At 68.1% G+C, this 24,658-nt stretch carries 19 protein-coding genes; 8 read left to right on the top strand and 11 right to left on the bottom strand.

All coding sequences use genetic code 11. The features are described from left to right. Positions 1-87: 87 nt before the first annotated feature. The 3 genes from OHN74_RS41695 to OHN74_RS41685 all read right to left on the bottom strand — a co-directional run bounded on the left by OHN74_RS41695 (position 88) and on the right by OHN74_RS41685 (position 3,462). Complete coding sequence (locus OHN74_RS41695; RefSeq protein ID WP_327699765.1) at positions 88-1,029, bottom strand: carbohydrate ABC transporter permease; 942 nt, start codon at positions 1,027-1,029, stop codon at positions 88-90. Positions 1,030-1,042: 13 nt separating this feature from the next. Next, positions 1,043-2,038, bottom strand: coding sequence for a carbohydrate ABC transporter permease (locus OHN74_RS41690; RefSeq protein WP_327699764.1), 996 nt, complete (start codon positions 2,036-2,038; stop codon positions 1,043-1,045). 110 nt (positions 2,039-2,148) lie between these two features. After that, positions 2,149-3,462 (bottom strand): extracellular solute-binding protein, encoded by a 1,314-nt coding sequence (locus OHN74_RS41685; protein ID WP_327699763.1) that lies wholly within the window; start codon positions 3,460-3,462, stop codon positions 2,149-2,151. A gap of 283 nt (positions 3,463-3,745) precedes the next feature. On the opposite strand from OHN74_RS41685, the gene OHN74_RS41680 reads away from it, so the two are divergent. Further along, entirely contained in the window at positions 3,746-4,762 is a 1,017-nt protein-coding gene (locus OHN74_RS41680) for a LacI family DNA-binding transcriptional regulator (RefSeq protein WP_327699762.1), read from the top strand. A gap of 73 nt (positions 4,763-4,835) precedes the next feature. On the opposite strand, the gene OHN74_RS41675 is transcribed toward OHN74_RS41680, so the two are convergent. The 3 genes from OHN74_RS41675 to OHN74_RS41665 all read right to left on the bottom strand — a co-directional run bounded on the left by OHN74_RS41675 (position 4,836) and on the right by OHN74_RS41665 (position 8,108). Then, positions 4,836-6,119, bottom strand: coding sequence for a cellulose binding domain-containing protein (locus OHN74_RS41675; RefSeq protein WP_327700453.1), 1,284 nt, complete (start codon positions 6,117-6,119; stop codon positions 4,836-4,838). Between the two features lie 145 nt (positions 6,120-6,264). Next, positions 6,265-6,462 (bottom strand): hypothetical protein, encoded by a 198-nt coding sequence (locus OHN74_RS41670; RefSeq protein ID WP_327699761.1) that lies wholly within the window; start codon positions 6,460-6,462, stop codon positions 6,265-6,267. Then, positions 6,459-8,108 carry a glycoside hydrolase family 27 protein gene (locus OHN74_RS41665; RefSeq protein ID WP_327699760.1) on the bottom strand — a complete coding sequence of 550 codons (1,650 nt, stop codon included), beginning with the start codon at positions 8,106-8,108 and terminating at the stop codon, positions 6,459-6,461. The genes OHN74_RS41670 and OHN74_RS41665 overlap by 4 nt, the downstream gene beginning before the upstream one ends. Before the next feature lie 591 nt (positions 8,109-8,699). Between OHN74_RS41665 and OHN74_RS41660 the strand changes: the two genes are divergently transcribed. Both OHN74_RS41660 and OHN74_RS41655 read left to right on the top strand, forming a co-directional pair. Then, complete coding sequence (locus OHN74_RS41660; RefSeq protein WP_327699759.1) at positions 8,700-9,563, top strand: metalloregulator ArsR/SmtB family transcription factor; 864 nt, start codon at positions 8,700-8,702, stop codon at positions 9,561-9,563. Next, the gene (locus OHN74_RS41655) at positions 9,560-10,162 is read left to right on the top strand and encodes a dihydrofolate reductase family protein (RefSeq protein WP_327699758.1); all 603 of its coding nucleotides are present in this window, start codon (positions 9,560-9,562) and stop codon (positions 10,160-10,162) included. The genes OHN74_RS41660 and OHN74_RS41655 overlap by 4 nt, the downstream gene beginning before the upstream one ends. Before the next feature lie 107 nt (positions 10,163-10,269). Here OHN74_RS41655 and OHN74_RS41650 read toward each other — a convergent pair whose 3' ends face one another. Together OHN74_RS41650 and OHN74_RS41645 are read right to left on the bottom strand one after the other, a co-directional pair. Further along, entirely contained in the window at positions 10,270-11,157 is an 888-nt protein-coding gene (locus tag OHN74_RS41650; RefSeq protein ID WP_327699757.1) for a hypothetical protein, read from the bottom strand. 284 nt (positions 11,158-11,441) lie between these two features. Beyond that, the gene (locus tag OHN74_RS41645; protein ID WP_327699756.1) at positions 11,442-13,223 is read right to left on the bottom strand and encodes a glycoside hydrolase family 6 protein; all 1,782 of its coding nucleotides are present in this window, start codon (positions 13,221-13,223) and stop codon (positions 11,442-11,444) included. A gap of 854 nt (positions 13,224-14,077) precedes the next feature. Between OHN74_RS41645 and OHN74_RS41640 the strand changes: the two genes are divergently transcribed. The 3 genes from OHN74_RS41640 (at position 14,078) to OHN74_RS41630 (ending at position 19,768) form a co-directional block, all read left to right on the top strand. Beyond that, on the top strand, positions 14,078-16,996 hold the full coding sequence (locus OHN74_RS41640; protein WP_327699755.1) for a glycoside hydrolase family 48 protein: 2,919 nt from the start codon (positions 14,078-14,080) through the stop codon (positions 16,994-16,996). Between the two features lie 367 nt (positions 16,997-17,363). Beyond that, positions 17,364-18,386 (top strand): LacI family DNA-binding transcriptional regulator, encoded by a 1,023-nt coding sequence (locus OHN74_RS41635; protein WP_327699754.1) that lies wholly within the window; start codon positions 17,364-17,366, stop codon positions 18,384-18,386. Positions 18,387-18,619: 233 nt separating this feature from the next. Further along, the gene (locus OHN74_RS41630; RefSeq protein WP_327699753.1) at positions 18,620-19,768 is read left to right on the top strand and encodes a GH12 family glycosyl hydrolase domain-containing protein; all 1,149 of its coding nucleotides are present in this window, start codon (positions 18,620-18,622) and stop codon (positions 19,766-19,768) included. Positions 19,769-19,900: 132 nt separating this feature from the next. Here the strand turns inward: OHN74_RS41630 and OHN74_RS41625 are convergent, their stop codons facing one another. The 3 genes from OHN74_RS41625 to OHN74_RS41615 form a co-directional block, all read right to left on the bottom strand. Beyond that, complete coding sequence (locus tag OHN74_RS41625) at positions 19,901-20,872, bottom strand: expansin EXLX1 family cellulose-binding protein (RefSeq protein WP_327700452.1); 972 nt, start codon at positions 20,870-20,872, stop codon at positions 19,901-19,903. Between the two features lie 335 nt (positions 20,873-21,207). Continuing rightward, on the bottom strand, positions 21,208-21,333 hold the full coding sequence (locus OHN74_RS41620) for an RICIN domain-containing protein (protein WP_327700451.1): 126 nt from the start codon (positions 21,331-21,333) through the stop codon (positions 21,208-21,210). A 506-nt stretch (positions 21,334-21,839) separates the two neighbouring features. Then, positions 21,840-22,676: an endonuclease/exonuclease/phosphatase family protein gene (locus tag OHN74_RS41615; RefSeq protein WP_327699752.1), complete on the bottom strand. Its 837-nt coding sequence runs from the start codon at positions 22,674-22,676 to the stop codon at positions 21,840-21,842. Between the two features lie 425 nt (positions 22,677-23,101). On the opposite strand from OHN74_RS41615, the gene OHN74_RS41610 reads away from it, so the two are divergent. Together OHN74_RS41610 and OHN74_RS41605 are read left to right on the top strand one after the other, a co-directional pair. Continuing rightward, on the top strand, positions 23,102-23,773 hold the full coding sequence (locus tag OHN74_RS41610; protein ID WP_327700450.1) for a DUF4097 family beta strand repeat-containing protein: 672 nt from the start codon (positions 23,102-23,104) through the stop codon (positions 23,771-23,773). 14 nt (positions 23,774-23,787) lie between these two features. Further along, on the top strand, positions 23,788-24,345 hold the full coding sequence (locus OHN74_RS41605; RefSeq protein ID WP_327699751.1) for a GtrA family protein: 558 nt from the start codon (positions 23,788-23,790) through the stop codon (positions 24,343-24,345). The last annotated feature ends 313 nt before the right edge of the window (positions 24,346-24,658 follow it).

Here is a 24,658-nt window from a genome sequence, read left to right as displayed (position 1 = left end):
CCAGCTGTACTGCGGGGCAAGAGCGGCGAGTCGGGGTCGAGTGGCGAACGCGGGAGGGGTCCCGGCCACGGGGTGACGGCGGGGCGCTCATCCCTTGACGGCTCCCTGCATGATTCCGCCGACGATCTGACGGCCGAAGACGATGAACATGGCGAGCAGGGGCAGGGTGCCGAGCAGGGCGCCCGCCATGATCAGCGACTGGTCGCGCACGTATCCCGCGCTCAGCTGGGTGAGCGCGACGGGGACCGTCGGATTGGACATGTCGAGCACGATGAACGGCCAGAAGAAGTCGTTCCAGGCGTGCACGAACGTGATCATGAACAGTACGGCCATGGGAGGCCGGGCGATCGGCAGCACGATGCTCCAGAAGATGCGCAGGGAGTGCGCACCGTCCACCCGTCCGGCCTCGACGAGTTCGTCGGGCAGCGCCTCGCTCAGGTACTGCCGCATGAAGAACACACCCACGGCGCTGACGAGCGTGGGGAAGATGACGGCGGGCAGCTTCTGGCCCAGACCCAGCTCGGTCATCATCATGAACAGCGGTACGACGCCGAGTTGGGGCGGCACCAGCATTGTGCCGATGACGAGCATCAGCAGGACGTTGCGGCCCTTGAAGCGGAGTTTGGCGAACGCGAAGCCGGCGAGGGTGGCGAACAGCACCGTGGACAGGGCGATCACGCCTGCCACGATCAGGCTGTTGAGCATGGCCTTGCCCAGCGCGGCGTCGTTCCAGGCCTTGCCGAGGTTCTCCAGCAGGTGGGGTCCGGGCAGGAACGGCGGAGGCGTCTGGGTGACCCGCGTGTTGTCGGTCGACGCCGCGACCATCGTCCAGTAGAGCGGGAAGAGCGAGAACAGCGCCGCGATCCCCAGCAGGATGTAGGCGAGGGGACCCGCGTGATGCTGTCGTCCGGCGCGCGGGTGCGCGAACAGTCGCCGGCGCCGTCCCCTGGACGGGGTGGCCCCACGGCTCTTCCGCACGGTTTCGGGGGGTGTGTGCGCCGCCCGGGCCGGGATGCTGTCTGTGGTCATGGAGATCTCCCGGTCAGGCCTTGCGCGCTGCGACGCGCTGGACCACTCGTTGGACGACGAACACGACGATGAGCAGGAGGAACATCGCCCAGGCGACCGTGGCGGCCCGGCCCATCTGGTAGTTCTTCCAGCCCTCCTCGTACAGCAGCAGCCCGAGCGTCTGGTACTGGTTGTCCGCTCCCCCGGTGATGCCGTTGGGGCCCTGACCGAAGATCAGGGGCTCACCGAAGAGCTGGGTGGCGCCGATCGTGGACAGGACGATGGTGAACACGATGGTGGAACGGATGCCGGGGACGGTGACCATCAGGAACTGCTGCCACCGCGAGGCGCCGTCGATGGCCGCGGCCTCGTACCGGTCGCGCGGGATCGCCTGCATCGCGGCGAGGTACAGCAGCGCGTTGTAGCCGGTCCAGCGCCAGATGACGATCGACGAAATGGCCGTCTGCGCGGCCCACTTGTTGTTCTCCCAGTCGATGTTGTCGACACCGAACAGGCTCAGCATCCAGTTGATCATGCCGAAGTCGCGTTCGAAGAGCATCGTGAACACGAGCGCCGCAGCGCCAACGGACGTGGCGTAGGGCGTCAGTGCGGCGACGCGGAAGAACGTCGAGCCGCGCAGCTGGTAGTTGAGCAGATGCGCCAGTCCGAGCGCCATCAGGAGCTGCGGCACGGTCGACAGGACACCGATGGTGATGGTGTTGAGCAGCGCGTTCCAGAAACGGTCGTCGTCCCACAGCGCCGTGTAGTTGTCGAAGCCGACCCACTCCATGAGGTTCAGGGTGGACAGTTCGACGCGGTGCAGGGAGATCCACGAGGTGTAGATCAGCGGATAGAAGCTGAAGGCGGCGAAGACGACGAAGAACGGGGCGACGAAGGCGTACGGGGCGCCCCGGACGTCGAGGCGGTGCAGCAGCGTACTGCGCCGCCGCCGGTCGCCGCCGGTGCCGGTCCCGGCCGGCGGGGCGGTGCCGGGCGCACCGTCTGAGGGTGTCGAGGTGGAGATGGCCACCGGAAGGCGTCCTTCCTGGAAGGTGAGGGAGGCGGTCGGGGGCCCGGCGACCCACACGTGCCGTGCGTGGGGCGCCGGGCAGCTGCGGAGACGGGCGGCGGGACCCGAGGTCAGCCGACGGCCTTCCCGATGCGCTTGTCAGTGGTCTTCCACGCCTGCTCCGGGCTCTTGTTCTGCGCCTCGATCAAGGTCAGGCCCTGGGAGAAGATGTCCTTGATGGTGCCGTCCTTGCGGCCGAGCACCTGCTCGTCGGGGATCTCCTGGGCCGCGGCGGCGAAGATCTTCCCGATGGGCGCGCCGCTGAAGTAGTCCGACTTGGCGTCGACCACTTCGGGCAGCCCCAGCGCGGTCTGCGACGAGGGGAAGTTGCCGATCTCCTTGAAGAGGTAGGCCTGCTGCGCAGGGGCGGTGAGCCAGGCGACGAGGTCCTGCGCCTCCTTCTTGACGGGACTCTTCTCCATCACTCCGAGGAACGATCCGCCCCAGTTGGCACCCTTGGGCGCCTTGGCGACGTCCCACTTGCCCTTGTTCGCCGGGCCCGCCTTCTCGCTGATGTGCGCGAGCATCCACGCCGGGCAGACGGCGGTGGCGAAGGTGCCGTTGGCCAGGCCGGGGTCCCAACCGGGCTGGAACTGGCGGAGCTTGGCGGTCAGACCTGAGGTGGCCGCCTCGGAGGCCAGCTTCCACGCGTCCTTCACGACGGGGTTGGTGGCGTAGATCAGCTCACCCTCCTTGTCGTAGAACTGCTGGGAGTTGCCGTAGATCATGGCGTTGAACAGCCCGCTGGAGGTGTCCATGAAAGCGACCTTGTCGGCCTTCGAGTTCTGCTTGAACCGCTTGCCCGCGTCGACGTACTTCGACCAGTCGCCCTCCCACAGCTTGGCGACCTCCTCACGGTCGGTGGGCAGGCCGGCTTGCTCGAAGAGGTCCTTGCGGTAGCAGACCGCCATCGGGCCGATGTCGGTGCCGAGGCCGATGACCTTCTTGTCCGCGGTGGTGACCTGGCTCTGCTTCCACGGAAGGAAGTGATCGGTGCCGGACACACCGGCCAGGTTCACGAACTTGTCCTGCTGGGTGTCGGACAGTTCCTTGGCCCGACCAATCTCTATGCCCTGGATGTCCTTCAGTCCGCTGCCGGCGGCCAGGTGGGTCTGCAGGGCGGTGTAGTAGGTCTGCTCGTCACCCGCGACGTCCGCCTTGATGACGACGTTCGGATGCTCCTTCATGTACGTGTCGAGCAGTCCGGTCTCCTTGAACCCCATGACGCCGAACAGGCCCATGGTGATGGTGACCTTGCCATCCTTCTTTCCCCCGCCCGTCCCTCCGCTGTCGCTGCCCCCGCAGCTCACGATCAGCCCGAGAGCAGACACCGCCGACACCGCGGCGACCACTCTCGTGTGTGACTTCCTTCGGAACTTGTCCATCTGGTCCTCCTGGCGACGGCGCTGACGCACCGGAGTTCGAGTCCCACGGTCCGCCCCGTAGGTATGAATTGTCCGGTGGGTACGTTCCCAAAGCGCGATGGGAACGTACCCACTCGGAAGCCCGAAGCCTCGCCGCCACAAAAGCCGTCTGTCAAGAAGTTGAACGCACTTCGTTGCCGGAGGGTGTCGTACCGCTTCGTTCGGGACTCACTGCCACTCTCCGGAGGTCTGGCACAATGCGCAGGTGAAGGCCGTCGGACAGCGCGAAAGCGAGGGAGCCGTCATGGGAGGCAGGCAACGCCCGACCATCAAGACCGTGGCAGCGCGCGCCGGCGTCGGACGCACCACGGTTTCACGAGTCATCAACGGCTCGGAACTGGTCAGCGAGAAGGCCAGGGCCGCCGTGCTCGCCGCGATCGCCGAGCTGAACTACGTACCCAACTCGGTCGCCCGGGGGCTGGTGACGAGCAGAACCAACTCCGTGGCCCTGGTGATCCCCGAGTCGGCGAGCAGACTTGGCTCCGAACCCTACTTCGCCGCGGTCATCCGCGGGGTCAGCACCGCCCTCGCGGAAACCCGGACACAGCTCCAACTGGTGCTGGTGCGCGACCAGGCCGAGCGGGACCAGCTCACCGAGTCGGTGGCGGAGCGTCGCGTCGACGGAGTTCTCCTGGTCTCGGTGCACGAGCACGATCCGTTGCCGGGGCTGTTGGAGGACATGGGGCTGCCCACGGTGCTCGCCGGCCGCCGCTCCCCCGCCGAGTCGCTCAGCCATGTGCACTCCGACAACGCGGGCGGAGCCGAGGCGGCCGTCAGGCACCTGCTCGCACGAGGGAGGCGGACCGTCACCACGATCAGCGGTCCCCTCGACATGGATGTGGCGCGCAGTCGGCTCCAGGGCTGGCGGGAGGCCCTCGAGAAGGCGGGTCACGAGGTCACCGATCGCCTGGTGGCCTCGGCCGACTTCACCGAGGAGGGCGGCGAGGCCGCCATGCGTTCACTCCTTGCACAAGTGCCCTGGCTCGACGCCGTGTTCGTCGCCTCGGACGTCATGGCGGCGGGGGCACTGGCGGAGTTGCGCAGGCAGAAGCGCAGCGTCCCCGACGACGTGGCGGTGGTCGGATTCGACGACTCCATCATCGCCCGGCACAGCAACCCGCCCCTCACCAGCGTGCGTCAGCCCATCGAGGAGATCGGCAGCACGATCGCCCACCTCCTCCTCAAGGAGATCGGCAATCCTGAGGAACCGCGTCAGCACGTCGTTCTTCCCACCGAACTGGTGGTACGCGAATCGTCATGAGTTCAAGAGGAGTACGCGCAGTTGATGCCCCCGGTCGCCGGGCGGCCGGGAGCCGCCCGGCGCCGTGACACCGTCATCCTCGGCGCTGATCCTCCAGGTCGCCTCGGCGGATTCCCGATACGGCGCAGTCGGCGCCGTTGAGGGCGTAGGAGCCCGGGGACGCCGTGTCGCCGGTGTGCGTGGCCTGGTAGCCGATGCCGACGGACGCGCCGGGGGCGATGGTCGCGTTGTGGGACGCGCTCGTTGCCGTCACTCGCCCGGAGGCGGGCGAGTAGCCGGCGTTCCAGCCGGAGGTGATGGTCTGGCCGGCGGGCAGGGAGAAGGCCAGTGACCAGCCGTTGATCGCGGTGGTGCCGGTGTTGGTGAGGGTGATGTTCACGGTCAGACCGGAGTCCCAGGCACTGACGGTGCTGGTGACCCGGCAGGTCGCGGTGTCGGGCGGCGGGGTGGAGGTCTGGAACTGCGTGAAGAACTTCCACACCTCCGCCGGCAGCCAGGTCCTGGAGCCGCTGTCACCGCCGGCCCCGTCCTGCGGAGCGGCGATGTGCCCTTCGTCGAACGCGGCCCAGGCCACCGGGTGCCCGGTCGAGCACCCCGAGTAGGTGGTGATCCGGTGGGTCAGACTGCCCTGCGCCGGCTCGGGCGGGTTCTGGGCGGTGCAGCCGTTGTTCCTCACGAACCTGTCCCGCAGGGTCCGTCCGCCGGAGATACTGAGGACACTGTCCCTGAGTCCGTGCACACCGAGGTAGGCGATCGGCTGAGTGCCACCACTGCACCCGCTGAGCAGCCCGCCGCTCTGGACCGCGACCGCGCGGAAGACCGTCGCCCGGGAGCAGGCGAGCGAGTACGACATCGCGGCGCCGTAACTGAAGCCCAGGGCGAACCGCTGGGTCGTGTCGACGCACAGGTCGGCCTCGATCCGCCTGATGATGTCGTCGACGAGGGTGACGTCCTCCCCACCGGCGTTGCCCCAGCCGTTGTTGAGTCCCTGGGGTGCGACGAAGACCGCGCTGTTGTTCGCCAGCCGCTGGAGCCCGTAGTAGGCCCAGGTGCCGGTCTCCACCGTTCGCCCCGTCGAGACGTCGGTGGCGCTGCCGCCCAGCCAGTGGAACCCGAGGACCAGCCGGTACGCGTGGTTTCGGTCGTAGCCGTCCGGGACCCTGAGGATGAAGGTCCGGTTCTTGCCGTTGCTCTGGATCGTGTACGTACCGCTCGTCAGGGTGGGGGCCTTGCCGCATCCGGCTGTCGGGGCGGCGGTACCGGAATATGCGGCGGCCGTGCCGGATGGCGTGCGTCGTGCGTTCGCGCCGTGGTCGCTGCCGAGTGCCGTTCCTCCCATGGTCAGGACGAGCAGCACAGCAGTCACAGCGCCCCATAAGTGGAACCTTGTCCGTTTCATCATCAACTCCCCTTTCTCTGTTGGATCATCGCCATGTGCGGACTGGGGGGTCCGGGTCGCCGCCGCGCGGTCGCGGCGGCGTCGCGGGTGAACTGCCACCGGTTCAGCCGGCCGCCGTGGCCCGCACTGCGGCAGGGACGAACGCGAACGCCAGGACGACGAGGGCCACGGTCCAGGCGATCACCGAGATGGGCCCCGCGCTGGAGGTGGGTGAGGGCCGGACCGGGATCATCGTCGCCGCCGGGGCATGATGGCTGACGGGTGGCCGCCTTCTGCCGACGGAGGCCTCCGACTCCCTCACGACCGGCTCCACTTCTGCCCGGCCCGGCCGTCGCAGGTCCACAGCACCAGCGGGGTGCCGTTGGCGGTGCCGGCCCGGTCGACGTCGAGACACAGTCCGGAGTGGGTGTTGCGGACCGACCCGTCGGAGCCGACGGTCCACTTCTGGTTGTTCTGGCCGTTGCAGGACCAGGTGATGACCCGGGTTCCGTTGACGGTGCCCTGGTTGTAGGCGTCGAGGCACTTGTCGCCGAAGACTCGGATCTCGCCGCCGGCCCATGTGGTCCACAGCTGGTTGGCGGCCGTGTGGCAGTCCCAGAGCAGTACGGTGGCCCCGGCGGCGGTCGAGGCGTTGTCCACGTCCACGCAGCGGCCGGAGCCGTTGCCGCGAAGCCGGGAGGTGGTGGCGGCGAGCGAGCTGCCGCCGGTCACCCGGAACGCGGCCACGCCGTGGGCGGGAACGCTCGCCGATATCTGTCCGGACGTGCTCGACGTGCCGCCGGTCCACAGATCCGTGAGGGTGAACGACCCGCCCGACAGACCGACTTGAGCCGCCGTCGCACTGACCGTCGCGGTACTGCCTCCGCGGTTGAACAGACCCACCGCGACCGAACCGTCGGACAGTGACTTGGCGAACACCTCGGTGTTGCCGTCGTCACGTACCCTGCGTCCGCCCGCGCCCAGCGAATCCTGGTTCACCGCCAGCAGACGGGAGTTGCGCAGGATCGCGCTCACGTCGGCGGACATGGTGCGGATGTCGTTGCCGGCCATGAGCGGGGCGGCCATCAGCGCCCACAGGGCGAAGTGGGAGCGGGACTCGGTCAGCGTCAGGCCGGGACGTCCGACGACCAGCATGTCGGGGTCGTTCCAGTGCCCCGGGCCCGCCTGCGCCGCCAACGGCGCGTTGACGTCCAGGACGTTGCCGACGCCCATCGGATAGCTGTTGGTGTTGCCGTTCTGCCAGATGTCGAGCAGGTCCTCGGTCGTCCGCCACAGGTCGGCGACCTCACCCCAGTTGTACGTGGCGCCGGTGATGGCGTGGAAGCTGTTGGGGTTGATGCTGTAGACGATCGGCCGCCCGGTGGCACGCAGGGCGTCACGCATGATCGTGAACCGCGCGACCTGCTCGTCACGGGTACCGCTGGAGGAGCACCAGTCGTACTTGAGGTAGTCGACGCCCCACGAGGCGAACGTGTCGGCGTCCTGGACCTCGTGGCCCCTGCTGCCCGTCGAGCCGGGATAGGCGCCGGTGCCCTGGGCGCAGGTGCGTTCGCCCGGCACCTGGTAGATGCCGAACTTCAGGCCCTTGCCGTGGATGTAGTCCCCGAGCGCTTTCATCCCGCTCGGGAACTTGGTCGGATTGGCCCGCAGGTTGCCGGCCGCGTCGCGCTGCGGGTCGAACCAGCAGTCGTCGACCACCACATAGCGGTAGCCGGCGTCCCGCATGCCCGACGACACCATCGCGTCGGCGGCCTGACGCACCTGCCCCTCCGTGATCCCGCAGCCGAAGCTGTTCCAGCTGTTCCAGCCCAGCGGTGGAGTGAGTGCCGGGCTGCCGGGCGCGGCGGAGGCGGTGGTGGAGTGGACAGAGGCCGTGAAGGACGCGGTGACCGTCAGCGCGGTGGCCGCGATGAGGCGGAGCAGTCGTCTGCCTGGTCGTCTGGGCACCGTGGGCTCCTTTCCGGTTGGGGCGCCGCGCGGGCTGGACACCCGGGGCGCTTGCGAGTGACTCGGCTGGTGACACTGGTGACACGATCGTCGGCAGGTCGACTCTCGGTGCGGTGCAGTTGGAAACGCGCGGGAGAGCGACGCACACAGTGCATGTCGGCATCAGACATTGGATGACCGCAGCACGCGATCGGCTGATGTCACAGGCTTGACGTGTGTACGACGTTCGACATTTCGATCCGATTTCGGATCGCCGACGTCACGGATGCTAGACATCATCCTGAACATGTCAACAGCATGCGGCCGGTCAGCCGCCTGTCGACGCCTTCGCCAATCACCAGGGCCAGAAATCCGGAGCACCATCGGAGGTCCGGAGACCTCTTCGAGCATCGAAAGATTTCGAGATGCTCAACGAATCATGCGATGGACATTAACGGGAGTTGTCGAACCACTGCCATCCGGGTGACATCCCCGGCGAATCGATCGGCGTTCGCAATTTCAAGCAACAGAACCGGGGCATCCCGCCGCCCGGCCCGGCAAGTTCAATATATTCCTTGACACGAATATTCTTTATGAGGAATACTTGCCGTCATGGACGCACTCCTCGCCGCACTGGCCGACCCGGCCCGCTGGCGTCTCCTCAGCCTGTTGGCCGAGCGACCCCGCTCGGTCGGCGTTCTCGCTCAGCTCACCGACGCACGCCAACCGCAGACGACCAAGCACCTGCAAACCCTCGAGCGCGCCGGCGTCGTGAGCTCCCAGCGCACCGGGCAGCGCCGCATCTACACACTCCGGCCCGGACCCCTGCGGGATCTGGCGGCTGCACTCGGCCAACTCGCCGACACCGCGGACCAGGCCGACGGCCCGGGCGCGGCCTACGAGCGCTACCGGCTCAGCGTCGACGCGGAGCGGCTCGCCGCACAGGAGTCGGGGTGGGCCGACGGCCACTCGTTCACCTTCCACCGGTCGCTGCCGGGGCGCCCCGACCTGGTCTGGCGCCACCTGACCGAAGCCGCCCTGCTCACGCGGTGGTGGACCCCGTCGGACCTTCGCACCTCCGAGCTCGTCTTCGAGGCGCGCCCCGGAGGCCGGATCGTCCAGGAGTACCGCGATGCCGAAGACGTCGACGACTCCAACCCGGCCGTCGGACGCGCAGAGGGAGTCGTCGGCGACGTACGACCCGGCGAGCACCTCGCCTACCGTCTCTCGCCGCTGCTTCCCGACGGCCGCCCCGCTTTCACCGCCCACGTCGCCATGGACCTCGGTCCCGCCGACACGGGCACGGACATCGACGTCCGTTGGCGTATCACCGACAGCACCGTCGATTCCGCGGACTTCATCGCCGGCATCGAGATCGGCTTCGGCCAGAGCCTCGACAAGCTCGCGGCGACCCTCACCGCGAACACACACGACACCAACACCACTGACACCGCCATCACCAGGAGCACCCAATGACGCAGCAGACCCTCGGCCGCCGAGTCGTCACCAACATGGCTCTCTCCCTCGACGGCCACTACGCCGCACCCGACAACCCGCTGGACATGCGCTGGGTGATGCCCTATGCCGTGACCGACGTCGCCCGTGACCACCTGACCAGCCTCTGGCAGTCGGCGACAACGGCCCTGCTCGGGCGGGTCAACGCCGAGGGTTTCCTCGGTTTCTGGCCCACTGTCATCGGCATGGAGGGTGCCGACCCGCGCGACGAGGCCTTCGCGAAATGGCTCGTCGACACCGACAAGGTGGTCCTCTCCTCCACTCTCGACGAGACGCCGTGGGAGCGCACGACGATCGTCGACAAGCCGACCGTCGAGGCGGTCGCGGACCTCAGGGCCACCGAAGGCGGCGACATCCTCGTGCTCTCCAGCGCGAGCGTCATCAAGGCCCTGCTGGCGGCCGACAAGGTCGACCGGCTGGCGCTCACCGTCTTCCCCGTCTTCCTCGGCGGCGGACCGCGCCTCTTCGACGACGGCCTGCCCGCGGGCAATTGGACACTCGTCAGCCAGACCGCGGGCGAGCACGGCACATTGGCCCTCGTCTACGACCGAGTCCGCTGAGCCTCCCGAGCAACCCGGCCGGTGAGGTGGCGCGACTCGAAACCGGCGTCCGCCATGTGGCCCGGTCGTCCCAGGTGCTCCCAGAGGCCCTGTGGGCTTGAGCATATTTATCGTGTCGCGGTATCCATCAAGGAGTGCGGTTCGGCCCGGACGTTCTCGACGTAGTAGCCGGACTCGACGAGGGCGTACAGCCAAGCGGTGGACTCCTCCTTTCCGGCGCCGGTGTACTCGCGGTAGACCGCCATGAACGCTTCCCGCACAGCGGGTAGCGTGCGGCGCCCCTCGTCGCCGCAGATGTGGATGCGTCCGCCCCCTTCCAGTACCGCCCAGACCTCGTGGCTCTCCTTCGCGATGCGGTCCTGGACGAAGCGGGTTCCGCCCTGGGGGCCTTGGGAGAAGGCGGGCCGCATGCTGACGGCTCCGGCCACCTCGGCGGCTTCGAACTCCTCGCGGTGCGGGTAGTCGGCGTCGGGATGGTCGGAGTCGAAAAAACACAGCAGTGTGCCGGTCGACCGGGTGCGAAGACGGTCGAGGACGGCCCCGCGGAAGGGAGCTGGACCGGTGCCCGCGCTGACCAGGATCGCCGGCGCGGAGTCGTCCACCGGCAGTCGGCAGGCCTCGCCGCAGGTCTGCACCCGGGTCTGGAGGGTGTCACCGGCTGTCGCGGCCCGGTGGCGCTCCAACAGGTCCAGGACACCGCGTCCGGCGGCGGTCACCTGCTCGTGGTTGGTCTCCCGATCCGTCGAGGCCGGTGCCGTCAGGGGGCACGGCTCGGGCGGAGAGGAAGCAGGCAGCAGGATGCCGTGCGCCTTGCGCCAGTCGGGCTCGTCGTTGCGGGTGGTGCCGGGGTCGGGGTGGGTGTCCTCACCGAAGCGGATCTCGTGCCCGACAGCGGCGAAGAGGTCGAGGCCGGAAGCCGGGTCGATCTCGTTGCCGAGGATGCGGACCCTGAACAGCGGCCCGCGTTCCGTGGCCACCTCCGACACATGGAGCAAGCCGTCACCGCCCCTTGGGATGTCGAGGTCACGGCCCGCTGATGGTGGGTCCGGACGTTCGGGTATCTGCCCTGTTCCACTCAGGGTTGACTCGGTCATCGGCATGCCCCTCACTTCCGCACCGGCTGCTACGGGTTCGATCACACGGACGACCTTGTCGTGCGACCAGTCTGTTCGGACCGTCCGCTGGGACGCCCTCGACCGTGACGCGGGGGATCCGCCGGGATCGGTCCCTCGGCAGGGCCGAGGGACCGATCCCGGCGGTCAGGTACCGCTTCAGCAGGTCATGACAGCGGCGGGTAGGCGTTCTGGACGAGCTGCTGGAACTGGGAGGAGAACCAGCGTCCGGCCAGCGGCGAGTTGGGCAGTGCACCCGTCAGGTTGTTGCCGTTGCGGGCGTTGCCGCCGTACGTCGGGTCGCACATCCGGTCGAAGCCCTTGCCCTCGTCGTTCGGGATGGCCGTGCTGTTGCCGTCCGACTCCCCCGGCGGCTTGACCCACACGTAGGCGTCGATACCGGCGGCCGGAGCCGCGGTCGGCCGTTCACCGATGCCCGCGCCGCTCTGGTTGCACCAGTTTCCGGCGTGGATCCGACGGTCGATGCGGCTGGCGTCGACGTAGCCGTCCACAGTGGTCTGCGAACCGGGACCGGCGGGCCGGGCGGAGCCGCCCCAGCCGTTGCGCGAGGTGTCGATCAGCATGCCGAGTCCGGAGTTGAATCCGGCCGCGACGAGCTTGTCACGGAACGCCTGCGCGAAGGACTGCTCGTCCACGTACTGGTTCCAGTCGACCCACTTCGACTGGCGCACGGTCTGACCGCCCACCGTGTCGGTGACCTTGAGGTACGGCTCCTTGGTGGGGCTGTAGTTCGCGGTGTTGACGATGAAGCCGGCCACGTCGTTCACGCTCGCGCCGTTCGTCGTCGCGACCTTCTGGAACTGCTGCACCGCGGGAGCGAGGTTGCTGTCCCAGCCGAGCCAGCCGTGGTGGGCGGCGTCGATGTAGTTGTAGACACCGGGGATGTTGCCCAGCTTGTCGAGTGCGTAGCTGACACCCTTCTCGTAGTTGCCGTTGGCCTTCATGGCCACGCAGGCGTCGGTGCTGGTGGCGGTGCCGCCGGCGTTGGTGACCAGGTTGGGCAGCGAGTCGGGCTCGATGACGGTGGCGATCCGCAGTCCGGCGTACTTGGCTTCGGACATGGTCGACACAATGGGGTCGATGTACTGGGACTTGTACTTGTCGAGGTCGTTGGGGCCCAGTTCGCCGTTGGAGGCGAGTGCGGCGCAGTCACGGCCGGGCAGGTCGTAGATCACGATCTGGACGACGAGTTCACCGGAGCCCTTCTGCTTCAGGGCCTCGTCGAGGTGGGCGCGCAGGCCCATGCCGCCGTTGACACCGTTGATGGCGGCGATGCGGTCGAGCCAGACAGCGGTGGGCTGGTTGGCTATCTTGCTGCCGCCCGGTTCGGCGGCGGCCTTCGCGGACCATTCGGGGTTCACGTACACCTTGGCGCCGGTGTAGGGGTTGTCCACCCGGTTGCCGCCACCACCGTCATTTCCGCCGGTGCCCCCACCGGTGCTGCCGCCAGTACTACCGCCCGTGCCGCCACCAGTACTGCCGCCGGTGCTTCCACCGGTGCCGCCGCCGTTGTCGACGTTGCAGGCGACACCGTCGAGCGTGAACGTGGCGGGCACGCTGTTGGTGCCGCTGTAGGAGCCGTTGAAGCCGAAGCTGACCGAACCGCCGGTCGCGAGGGAACCGTTGTAGTTCTCGTTGGCGGCGCTGACGTCGGCACCGCTCTGGCTGATCTTCGCGTTCCAGCCGTTCGTGATCCTCTGGTTGCCGGCGTACGACCACTTCACCGACCAGGCCGACTTGGCGGCCGCGTTGTTGGTGATGGTCACGGCGGCGGTGAAGCCGGTGTCCCACTGGCTCTGCACCTTGTAGTCGACGGTGCAGGGCACGGCGGAGGTGGCTGCGCCGGCCTGGCCGACGAGGAGCGCCGTCCCCGACGCCCCGGCGACCAGCGCCAGGGCGGCGAGCAGCGATGTCCTGGTGTGACTCATGACTGCGGGTTTCCTTTTCTCGTTGTGGACGTGCTGATGGAGGCCGCGCGAACGGTCGCGCGAGCCGATGCCCTACGCGGTGGCAGTGCCGTCGCAGGTGGAGTTCAAGACCGGACCCGGCACACTCCCGCGCGTTCCGGGTCCGGCCGTACAGGTCGGGCTCACGGTCGTCGCGCGACGTGACGTCCCGGTCGGCGAAGTGGTGCGCCCACGTGTTCTCCCCGAGCTCCGCGGTGACCAGCGCCGCCGTGCCGGCACTGCACTCGGCTGCCGGACGCTGCGCGCAGGCGCCGACCGTCGATACCGGGTTGGACGGAGCACGACGCACGTCCGGCATCGGCTTCCGGCAGCTTGTTGCGCGTCCGGGCAGCCGGCCGCCGTGTCCGTCGTGCCCGGACTTCGCCGGTGCGGGGGTACTGGTCGACGCCACGGTCATGGGTCGGCTCGAAGCCCTGGACGAGGCTGGCCCACTGGCTGGTGACGGGGTGTCCCACTGTGCACTCGGCTGTGGCTCCCCGAGCCGAGAACACAGGTGGAACAGCGCTCAAGAGAGCGTCGCTGACTAAAAGTACTGAATGCGGGGGGTGTCGCATGAGCGAGTCCTTACAGCTTGGCGCGCCGCTACGGACGCGTCGAGTAATGGAACCGCTCCCACTGGTGAGGAGGAAGTTAGCGCCAACTGGCAAGGTTTCATAGGGCCCTTGCGAAACTTTCGCTCTCATGGGGTCAGTTCGAACTTTGAAGTCGTCGGCATCTTGACCGATCCCGCCTTCATCTCCACGATGGGAGCGCTCCCACTGGATTCCCCCCTCGGCATCTCTCCGCGAGTCGCGTGACGCAAGGAGGAACAGCACATGGATCCCGGACGCAAACGCAGAGCCACACGCCGGTTCTGGACCGCAGCCGCCGCTGTGTTCGCTCTACCGCTGTCGATGCTCGCCGGCGGCACGACCACCGCGAGCGCGGCGGCCGTGCAGTGCAGCGTCGACTACAAAACCAACGACTGGGGCTCCGGCTTCACCGTCGACCTCACCCTCACCAACCGCGGTACCGCCGCGATCGACGGCTGGACCCTGACCTACGGCTACACGGGCAACCAGCAGCTCTCGAACGGGTGGAACGGCACCTGGTCCCAGGCCGGTCAGGCCGTCACCGTCAAGAACGCCTCGTACAACGGCACCGTCGCCCCGGGCGCCGCCGTCTCCGCGGGCGCCCAGTTCGGCTACAGCGGCAGCAACGCCGCGCCCACCAACTTCGCGGTCAACGGCACCAGTTGCATCGGCGCCCACCAGCCGCCGATCACCGTGCTGACCAGCCCGACAGCCGGCGCGGTCTATTCGCGGGGTGACGCCGTGCCGCTCGCGGCAACCTCGGCGGCCGCGGACGGCGCGACGATCAGCAAGGTGGAGTTCTACGACGACACCACGCTGCTGGGCACGGACACGACCGCGCCCTACACGCACTCCGCCTCCGGACTGGCCGTGGGAAGTCATTCCCTGCTGGCGAAGGCGTACGACAGTCTGGGCGCGTCAGCGGAGTCCTCCCCGGTCGGCATCACGGTCGCCACGGGTCCCGCCGTGGTCGCCTCGACCAGCCAACTCGCCGTCCAGCAGGGCAAGTCGGCGACGTACGACGTGAGGCTGTCGACCCAGCCGTCGGCCGCCGTGACCGTGACGACCGCCCGGACCGGCGGCAACACCGGGCTGTCCGTGACCGGCGGGGCGTCGCTCGCCTTCACCCCGGCGAACTGGAACACCGCACAGAAGGTGACCGTCACGGCGGACGCCTCGGGCACGGGGGCGGCGACCTTCGAGTCGACAGCCGCCGGCCACGGCAAGGCGGCGGTGACGGTCACCCAGATCGCGGCGTCCAAGACCTACGACGCCCGGTTCCTGGACCTCTACGGCAAGATCACCAACCCGGCCAACGGCTACTTCTCCCCCGAGGGCATCCCCTACCACTCGGTCGAGACGCTGATCGTCGAGGCCCCGGACCACGGCCACGAGACCACGTCGGAGGCGTACAGCTACCTCCTGTGGCTCCAGGCCATGTACGGGAAGATCACCGGCGACTGGACCAAGTTCAACGGCGCCTGGGACATCATGGAGAAGTACATGATCCCCACCCACGCCGACCAGCCCACCAACTCCTTCTACAGCGCCTCCAAGCCGGCGACCTACGGGCCCGAGGAGGACACGCCGAACCAGTATCCGACCGCGCTCGACCCGTCCGTGCCCGTCGGTTCGGACCCCCTCGCCGGTGAGCTGAAGTCGGCCTACAGCACGGACGACGTCTACGGCATGCACTGGATCCAGGACGTCGACAACACCTACGGCTTCGGCAACACCCCGGGCGGCAAGTGCGAGGCCGGCCCGACGGAGACCGGGCCGTCGTACATGAACACCTTCCAGCGCGGGCCGCAGGAATCGGTGTGGGAGACGGTTCCGCAGCCGACCTGCGACGCCTTCAAGTACGGCGGCAAGAACGGCTATCTGGACCTGTTCACCGGGGACAAGTCGTACGCCAAGCAGTGGAAGTACACCACCGCTCCGGACGCCGACGCGCGTGCGGTACAGGCCGCCTACTGGGCGGACCTGTGGGCTAAGCAGCAGGGCAAGGGCTCGGCCGTGTCGGGCACGATCGCCAAGGCCGCCAAGATGGGCGACTATCTGCGGTACGCCATGTACGACAAGTACTTCAAGAAGATCGGCAACTGTGTCGGGCCGTCGACCTGCGCCGCCGGTACCGGCAAGGACGCCTCGCACTACCTGATGTCCTGGTACTACGCCTGGGGAGGCTCCACCGACACCAGTGGGGGCTGGGCCTGGCGGATCGGATCCAGCTTCGCCCACAGCGGCTACCAGAACCCCCTGGCCGCCTACGCGCTCAGCTCGTACGCCGACCTGAAGCCCAAGTCGGCGACAGGGCAGGCGGACTGGAGCAAGTCGCTGCAGCGGCAGATGGAGTTCTACCGCTGGCTGCAGGCGGACGAGGGCGCGATCGCGGGCGGCTCGACCAACAGCTGGGCGGGCCGCTACGCGACCCCGCCGGCCGGGAAGTCGACGTTCTACGGCATGTACTACGACGAGCAGCCGGTGTACCACGACCCACCGTCCAACCAGTGGTTCGGCTTCCAGGCATGGTCCATGGAGCGGGTCGCCGAGTACTACCAGCAGACGGGCAACGCCTCCGCGAAGGCGATCCTCGACAAGTGGGTCAAGTGGGCGCTGTCCAAGACCACGATCAACCCCGACGGCAGCTACCAGATCCCCTCCACCCTCAAGTGGTCGGGCCAGCCGGACACCTGGAACGCGTCAAGTCCCGGTGCCAACAGCGGACTTCACGTCACTGTCACCGACTACACCAACGACGTCGGTGTGGCGGCCGCCTACGCCAAGACGCTCGCGTACTACGGCGCCAGGTCCGGTGACGCGGCGTCGAAGTCCACGGCGAAGGCGCTGCTGGACGGCATGTGGAGCCACTACCAGGACAGCCTCGGCATCGCTGTTCCCGAGACCCGCACCGACTACAGCCGGTTCAACGACAGCCTCTACGTGCCGAGCGGCTGGACCGGCAAGATGCCGAACGGCGAGACCATCGACTCGTCCTCGACGTTCTCCTCGATCCGGTCCTTCTACAAGAGCGACCCGGCCTGGTCGAAGATCGAGGCCTACCTCAAGGGCGGCGCCGCTCCCGTCTTCACCTACCACCGGTTCTGGGCCCAGGCGGACATAGCCCTGGCCATGGGCTCGTACGCGGAACTCCTCGAGTAGCCCCCGCCGGCGCTCCGCGTACGCGACCCCGTCACCAGGCGACGGGGTCACCCGGCCGGGCAGCCCCCACCCCTCACGGGGGCTGCCCGGTCCTCGCGCGCGATTCCGACAACCCGGCTCCCCCGACCCCTCGTCCGACCCTCTCGGGCACTCTACGGAGCGGCCCGATATTCCCTTTCACAAACACAGATCACCCGAACCCCGGGAAGCGAGTTCGGCATTCGACCACCAGCGATAACACCCATACCCCCCTACCAGGATCGGGAGCGCTCCCAATTCGCGGGTGCAGGGCGCCCGCTCCCCTCGTGAAGACGTGTGCCCGGTTGCCTCCGGCCGGTAAGATCGGTGATCACTTGGGGAGGCGGTCATGGGAAAACGACGCCCGGGCACACCGACGCTGGAGGAAGTGGCCGTCCACGCGCGGGTGGGACGCGGCACGGTCTCCCGTGTCATCAACAACGCGGCGGGCGTGAAGGAGTCGACACGTCGGGCCGTCCAGCGAGCCATCGAGGAACTGGGCTACGTGCCCAATCTCGCGGCCCGTTCACTGGCCGGGCGACGAGCCGACGCCGTCGCCCTGGTCATGACTGAGCCGGACTGGCGGCAGTTCGCCGAGCCCTTCTTCTCCGAGATCGTCCGCTCGCTCGGAGACGCGCTGACAGACACCGGGATCCAACTCCTGCTGACCCTGGTCCGCTCGGACACCGAGCGACAGCGCTTCCTCGAGTACGCGCGCGGCGGCCGGGTCGACGGAGTGCTGCTGATGTCCGTGCACGCCGGTGACCCGCTGCCCGACATGCTCGCCGAAGCCCGGCTGCCGACCGTGCTGCTCGGGCGCCGCTCGGGCGAGGAATACGTCAGCTATGTCGACGCCGACAACATCGGCGGAGCCCGCAGCGCCGTCTCCCACCTGCTGCGACAGGGGCGCAGAGCGATAGCGACCATCACCGGACCGCTCGACCTGTACGCGGCACAGTGCCGACTGCGCGGCTACGAAGAGGCCCTGGCGATGGCGGGCCTGGAGGGCGAACCGACACGTGTCGCCGAGAGCGACTTCACGGCGGAGAGCGGACGCCGCGCCATGGCCGAACTCCTCGAACGGTATCCGGACATCGACGGCGTCCTCGCCGCGTCGGACACCACAGCCGCGGGGGCCCTGGAGGCCCTGCGCGCGGCCGGCCGTCGGGTGCCCGAGGATGTCGCCGTGATCGGGTTCGACGACTTTTCGCTGGCCCGGCGGACCGACCCTCCCCTGACCACGGTGCGCCAGCCGATCGAGGAGATCGGGCGGGCCATGATCCGACTGCTCCTGGAGGAGATGGAGGAGGGCGCCGTGGCCTGGCGTCACGTCATCCTCCGTACGGAGCTTGTGGTACGCGAGTCGACCTGACCCTTCGTCGCCGGTTCCGTTCGGGAGCGCTCCCGGAGTCGGCGCGCCGTATCTCGGTGCCTCTGTCCGACCTGCGTATCCGAAATCGGTTGGACAGGTTCATGCCGACAGTCTTGTCAGGGACCTGAACCATGCCTACAGTCCCAGCCGAAGCCTCGATTGGGAGCGCTCCCATTCACAAGAGTTGTGGGAGATCTTCCGTACCCCCCCCCATCCCTCGGAAGAGGATCCGCATGCGTCCTTCCCCGCACCATGCCCGTAGCGCGCGTGGCCTGCTCGGCGCGCTGCTCACCTCGCTCGTCTCACTCGCCGCGCTCCTGACCACAGCGTCAGTGGCGCAGGCCGACACCACGATCTGCCAGCCCTTCGGTACAACGACCATCCAGGGCCGCTACGTGGTTCAGAACAACCGCTGGGGTACCAGCGCCACACAGTGCATCGCCGTCACCGACTCGGGGTTCAGGATCACCCAGGCCGACGGATCCGTCCCCACGAACGGCGCTCCGAAGTCCTACCCGTCCGTCTACAACGGCTGCCACTACACCAACTGCTCGCCCGGAACCAACCTTCCCGCTCAGCTCAGCGGCATCTCCAGCGCGCCGTCCAGCATCTCCTACAACTATGTGAACGACGCGGCGTACAACGCCTCGTACGACATCTGGCTCGACCCGACGCCCCGCACCGACGGCGTCAACCGGACCGAGATCATGCTCTGGTTCAACAAGGTCGGCTCCGTCCAGCCCATCGGCTCCCCGGTCGGCAACGCCAGCGTGGGCGGGCGCGATTGGCAGGTGTGGTCCGGCAGCAACGGCATGAACGACGTACTGTCGTTCGTCGCGCCGTCGGCGATCACCAGCTGGAACTTCGACGTCATGGACTTCGTCCGGCACACCGTCTCGCGGGGGCTCGCACAGAACAACTGGTACCTGACGAGCGTTCAGGCAGGCTTCGAGCCGTGGCAGAACGGCACGGGTCTCGCCGTGACCTCGTTCTCCTCCACCGTCAACAAGGGTTCCTCCGGAGACCCGGGCGGCCCCAGCGACCCGGGTACCCCCGGAGGCTCCACGGCCTGCAAGGTGGCGTACGGGGCGAACGTCTGGCAGGGCGGCTTCACCGCCGACGTCACCATCACCAACACCGGCTCCGCCCGCGTCAGCGGCTGGAAGCTCGCGTTCACCCTCCCTTCCGGGCAGCAGATCACCAATGCCTGGAACGCGAACCTGTCCGGGTCGTCAGGAGCGGTCACAGCGAGCAATGTGGGCCACAACGGGGAGGTAGCGGCCGGCGGTCAGGCGACCTTCGGGTTCCAGGGCTCCTCCAGCGGCGCCTTCGCCAAGCCCACCGCCTTCACTCTCAACGGCACTGCCTGCACAACTGCGTGACATACGTTCACCTTCCGGGGTCCGCCTGATTCCGCCACGCGGACAGGCGGACCCCGGAGCCGCACAATGCCCCGCCAGTCTCGCCCCCTCCGGCAAAGCCACTGCCGTACCCGGAGGGAGCCGGCTACGGGGTCAGTGCCGGGCGAACTGGACCCCAGTCGACTGCACGACATCCGGGCGCACAGCGAGCCCGTTGACGGTCAGTCGTTCTCCATAGATGTCGGTGATCCTGATCGCGCCGCCGCACCCGCTGCCATCGGGAGAGAGGAAGTAGTTGTAGTCGGTGCGGGTCAGTCGGCGCCAGCCACCGCTGGTGCGGACCTCCAGACGGGCGAGCGGGTTGCGGTGGCCCAGTGCCTGGATGCCGCACCAGTAGGGACTGGAGCCGTTCTTGTAGCGGATCGAGATCGTGCCCACCGCGTCGGAGCTCAGCAGGCTCCAGGTGATGGCGATCCGGCCCGTCGAGACGGGGACCAGTTTGGCGAACGCCTGTTCGCTGAGGTCGAGTTGCCCGGGCGCACAGGGCAGCGGGCACTCGTTGGTGATCTTGACCGTGACGGAGTTGCCGTTCGCCGTGCGGACGAGCACGTACGCCCCGCAGGCGGCGGACGTCTCGTAGTCGGTGGTGTTCATCGCCGCGATCATCATGTCGTCGCTCGGACCGAACGAGCAGGCGCCGTCACCCACCCCGGCCTTGTAGACGGTAGCGACTCCCTGATAGGTGCTCTTGGGCCGAATCCGTCCGGCGAGGGACGACGCGGCAGGGGCTGTTCGCGGGGAGGCCGATGTCGGTGCCGCCGACGGGGGCACGGAGGCCTTCGGGGTCGTGGCGCTCACCGATGGGGATGCGCCGGCCGACGGGGTCGCGGAGGTGGCCGACGGAGAGGCTGTGGCTGGCTTCCTCTCCGGCGACGTCGGCGCGGGAGTCTGCTCGGAGTTGGCCACGGCCGTGGCCGGGGCCGGCCCGGCGTCGTCCTTGCCGTCGGATTGCATCGTCATGACCAGGCAGACGAGAAGACCCGTGACGGCCAGCCCCGCGGTGGTGCCCACCATCAACCCGCGTCTGCGCCTGCGCTGACGCGCGGCCCGGCGTGTTTCTTGCATGTCCGTCCGTTCGGAAGATCGTGTTGCTGTCGCACTGCTCAGTGGCCACAGGTGACGAAAAGGTTGCCGCCGATTCTCTGGTCGGATGGGGTGCCGGGAATGAACAGCCGGGCGGAGCACCAGCCGGGCGCGGGCTCTGTGACGGCCGCCCGCGCCCTCCTCGTCCGACAACGCATGGCAGTCAGGTTCGATGCGGAGGTCTGGCCGACGGGGACGCCGGCCATGTGGTCTCCGTGCTTCCACCCCAGGGCCCTCAGATGGGAGGGCCCTCCGCCTCGGCAGCAGGTCACCGCTTCTGCGGGGTGGCTGAGCTGGAGGCGCCAGCCCGGGGCCGCTCAGCCGACCTTGGTCATGTTCCACTGCTGCGGGGCGCCGCCGTTGGGGGTCCACTGGATGATCGGGGTGCCGTCGCCACTGGTGTTGCCGTTGTCGAGAGCCTTGCCGCTCTGGGCGCAGACCAGCCGGTAGACGCCGCCGCCAGGACGGCCAGCATTCCGTTGACCTCCACACAGACCACGGAGTCGTTCGCGTCGGGCGCGGTGCTCGGCACGCTGACGTTGATCTGCCCGTCGCTGACCCAGTAGATGAGGTTGGTGCCGGGTTGTTCATCAGGTAGACGCGGTTGATCGTGTTGTACACCGCCGGAGTCTGCAGCGTGCCGCCCGTGGGCCAGTCGAGGACTTGGGCGAAGAGCTTGCCGTTCAGCGCGGTCACGGATCCGGCGGTCACGCTGCCGTCACCCTTGGGGCCGATGTTGAGCAGGTAGTTGCCGTCCCGCGCGACGACGGTGACCATCTCCCGGATCAGGGTCTGGACCGAGCGGTACTGGTTCTCCTTCTACGAGACCTAGCCCCAGGCGTCGTTCATGGTGGCGCAGGCCTCCCACGGCCTGTCCAGCGGCGCGTCGGGGATCCCGATGTAGCCCCCGCGGGCGGAGAGCGACGACATGTCGGAGTAGTAGTCGCCGCTAAACCAGATCGAGGTCGGTGTACAGCATGTGGTGGTCCGAGTACTCGGTGGGCTGGACCCGGTGGCGGAGCGGAGCAATGCCTCGCAGGAAGACGTAGTCGAACTTGCTGTTCCAGTCGGTGGTCGGCTCGCACATACCGGTCGACGACGGCTCGCACTGGGGATCCGTGTCCGCGGCCAGCGCCCACATCCTGGTGAGTTCGGGGGCGTCCGACACCGCGTTGAAGTCGCCGAGAACGATGGCGCGCTCGTGCCGGGCAACAGCTGCGGCAAGTACTCGGGCCTGCTCTGCCCGGACCGCTTCCTGACGTCGTTGGGCAAGGTGTGTGTTGAAGACCCGGACCGGTCGGCCGTCCACCGTCGTGGTGACCGCCATGTATCCACGGTCCTCGGATCCGCCGTCGGGGTACTCCACGTTCACGCGGTCCGTCATCGGTGCCGCGGACAGGATCGCCTGGCCGAAGCCTCCGGGGTTCCACGGCACTCCCCCGCAGCGCCCCCAACTCCGGAGAACCGACCCGTACTCGACGTGGTAGACCAGCCCGTGCAGGTTCTCCAGATAGTCCCGGATCCCCTCGACGTCACGCACGCACGCTTCCTGCAGGCCGATGACCTGGGGCGCGTACCTGGCGATCTCCGCCGCCCGGTGAACATTGCTCGCCTCGCAGGGGTTGCAGATGTTCCACGTCATGACCCGGTTCGGCACGACGTCCTTCACGGCATGGACAGGCAGTGACCTCGCGAAGAGAGCGTCGCTCGGTGCACTGGGGCCGACGAGCACCATGCAGGCCAGGGTCAATGCGCCCGCGAGCAACTGCGTACCCCTTCCGAGCATCAACGCCTCCTCATCGCGGTGCACACGGCATCTGCCGTGTCCCTGCACGAGGTTAGAGGACGAGTCTGTCGACAACACACGCCGCGACCCTCCACCAGGATCTTCGCCCGCCTCTGGACCAGGACCGGCCACGAGCCCAACGACCCGTCGTCCAGGGGCCGCTCGCACGAGCCGTATGCGTGTCTCCGAGTGAACTGCGTCCGCCGGTTACGTGGTCCGCGGACATCCGGCCGAGCGTTCACCACGTCCCATTGCAACGCCCTCAGCGTGAAGCGTTGCATTAGACGTGATTCCATTGCAACGATTTTCCAGCTTCTACCTGCATTGATGACTAATTCGCACGCCAAGTTCATTGCTGACTCTTCAAACGCAACGTAGCTTTTCCATTGTTCGAAACAACAGATTCGAAGCTCTGGGAGAGCATGATGCAGAAGTTCGACACCCCCGCCCCGGTCCTGGCCGTCCTCGACATCCCCGCGGGCCGCATCCGGTTCATCGCCGCCGACCGCGCCGACACCACCGTCGAGGTCCTGCCCGTCGACGCCTCGTCGAGCCGCGACACGAAGGCGGCGGAGCGGATCACGGTCGCCCACGACGACGGCGTCCTGCGGATCGAGGCCGCACCGGCGAAGAACCGCGTCCTCGGCCAGTCGGGAGCCGTCGAGGTCACCGTCCAGCTCCCGGCCGGCTCCCGCGTCGAGGCGAAGGCGGCCAGTGCCGAACTCCGGGGCGTGGGACGCCTGGGCGACGTCACCTACGAGTGCGCGCAGGGCACGGTCAAGCTCGACGAGACCGACGGCGCCCGCCTCACCCTCCAGTCCGGCGACATCACCGTCGGCCGCCTGGGCGGCCCCGGCGAACTCCGCACCCTCAAGGGCGACCTGCGCATCACCGAGGCCGTACGCGGCACGGTCACCCTGCGCACCGAGGCAGGCGAGATCTCGGTCGGCGCAGCCCGCGGAGTCTCCGCGACCCTCGACGCCGGCACCGCCTACGGCCGTATCGACAACGCACTCCAGAACACCGACGGCGCCGCCGCCCAGCTCAACATCCACGCCACCACCAACTACGGCGACATCACCGCCCGCAGCCTCTGAAAGGAGCACCCACCATGAAGGCGCTGCTCGCACAGCAGCCCGAGACGGCGACCCCGGCCGCCCCTCGGCCCATCGCCTCCTTCATTCGGTTCGTCATCTTCGGAGGTGGCGTCGGAGTCCTCTCCAGCCTCGCGGTACCGCTGTTGGCCACGACCATGCCCTGGGCGGTGGCGAACGCGATCATCACTGTCGCCTCCACCCTGTTGTGCACCGAACTCCACGCCCGTTTCACCTTCGCCAAAGGACGCCGCGCCGGGCGGCGGGAGCACTGGCAGTCCGCGGGCTCGGCGTCCGCCGCCTACCTGGCGACCGGCGCCGCGGTCTACGTGCTGCATCTGGTGCAGTCCTCCCCCGCCTTGCTGACCGAGCAGATCCTCTACCTCAGTGCCTCCGGCCTCGCCGGCATCGGCCGCTTCACCATTCTTCGCGTCTACGTCTTCGCCGGCCGCCGCACCCGGACCGCACGATCACTGGCGCAGCACGGGACAGCGGACGTGTCCCTTCCCACGGGGACGCGGCACTCAGCGCACACGAGTTGGGCGAACGGCTCACAGCCACAGCTGGCCGCCTGATGCGGTGTCAACCCGGCAAGTAAGTACACGGGCCGGGCGGGGAAAGTCAGATGGCGCGTCTTCCCGCACTGGTGTCGGCCTACCTGCTCGTCCGCACAGTGACCAAGGGGAGGCAGTCAGCGTGCGGCACGAGACCGTTCACCTGCTCACGCACCGACGCCGGCAACGTCTCCCACCACCATGTCTCCACCCGGGCATTGCAACCGACCGAGCGCGCCCGACACCACGGGGCGCTGCCGGTGATCCGAAGTCATGGGCAGAGTTCGTTTCGCCTCGGGTTCACGTGCACCTGAAGGAGCGCTTGGCTGCGAAG

Source organism: Streptomyces sp. NBC_00459 (assembly GCF_036013955.1).
GTDB lineage: Bacteria > Actinomycetota > Actinomycetes > Streptomycetales > Streptomycetaceae > Streptomyces.
The sequence above is the reverse complement of the archived record's forward strand: the minus strand, read 5'-3'. Positions and strand labels throughout refer to the sequence as shown.

What these genes read in the sequence shown, in the direction of transcription:
- OHN74_RS41625 (WP_327700452.1), bottom strand. Translation starts at nt 20,872, where the DNA reads ATGCAAGAAACACGCCGGGCCGCGCGTCAGCGCAGGCGCAGACGCGGG.
- OHN74_RS41645 (WP_327699756.1), bottom strand. Translation starts at nt 13,223, where the DNA reads ATGAGTCACACCAGGACATCGCTGCTCGCCGCCCTGGCGCTGGTCGCC.
- OHN74_RS41655 (WP_327699758.1), top strand. Translation starts at nt 9,560, where the DNA reads ATGACGCAGCAGACCCTCGGCCGCCGAGTCGTCACCAACATGGCTCTC.
- OHN74_RS41615 (WP_327699752.1), bottom strand. Translation starts at nt 22,676, where the DNA reads ATGCTCGGAAGGGGTACGCAGTTGCTCGCGGGCGCATTGACCCTGGCC.
- OHN74_RS41680 (WP_327699762.1), top strand. Translation starts at nt 3,746, where the DNA reads ATGGGAGGCAGGCAACGCCCGACCATCAAGACCGTGGCAGCGCGCGCC.
- OHN74_RS41630 (WP_327699753.1), top strand. Translation starts at nt 18,620, where the DNA reads ATGCGTCCTTCCCCGCACCATGCCCGTAGCGCGCGTGGCCTGCTCGGC.
- OHN74_RS41660 (WP_327699759.1), top strand. Translation starts at nt 8,700, where the DNA reads ATGGACGCACTCCTCGCCGCACTGGCCGACCCGGCCCGCTGGCGTCTC.
- OHN74_RS41695 (WP_327699765.1), bottom strand. Translation starts at nt 1,029, where the DNA reads ATGACCACAGACAGCATCCCGGCCCGGGCGGCGCACACACCCCCCGAA.
- OHN74_RS41610 (WP_327700450.1), top strand. Translation starts at nt 23,102, where the DNA reads ATGCAGAAGTTCGACACCCCCGCCCCGGTCCTGGCCGTCCTCGACATC.
- OHN74_RS41635 (WP_327699754.1), top strand. Translation starts at nt 17,364, where the DNA reads ATGGGAAAACGACGCCCGGGCACACCGACGCTGGAGGAAGTGGCCGTC.
- OHN74_RS41640 (WP_327699755.1), top strand. Translation starts at nt 14,078, where the DNA reads ATGGATCCCGGACGCAAACGCAGAGCCACACGCCGGTTCTGGACCGCA.
- OHN74_RS41685 (WP_327699763.1), bottom strand. Translation starts at nt 3,462, where the DNA reads ATGGACAAGTTCCGAAGGAAGTCACACACGAGAGTGGTCGCCGCGGTG.
- OHN74_RS41605 (WP_327699751.1), top strand. Translation starts at nt 23,788, where the DNA reads ATGAAGGCGCTGCTCGCACAGCAGCCCGAGACGGCGACCCCGGCCGCC.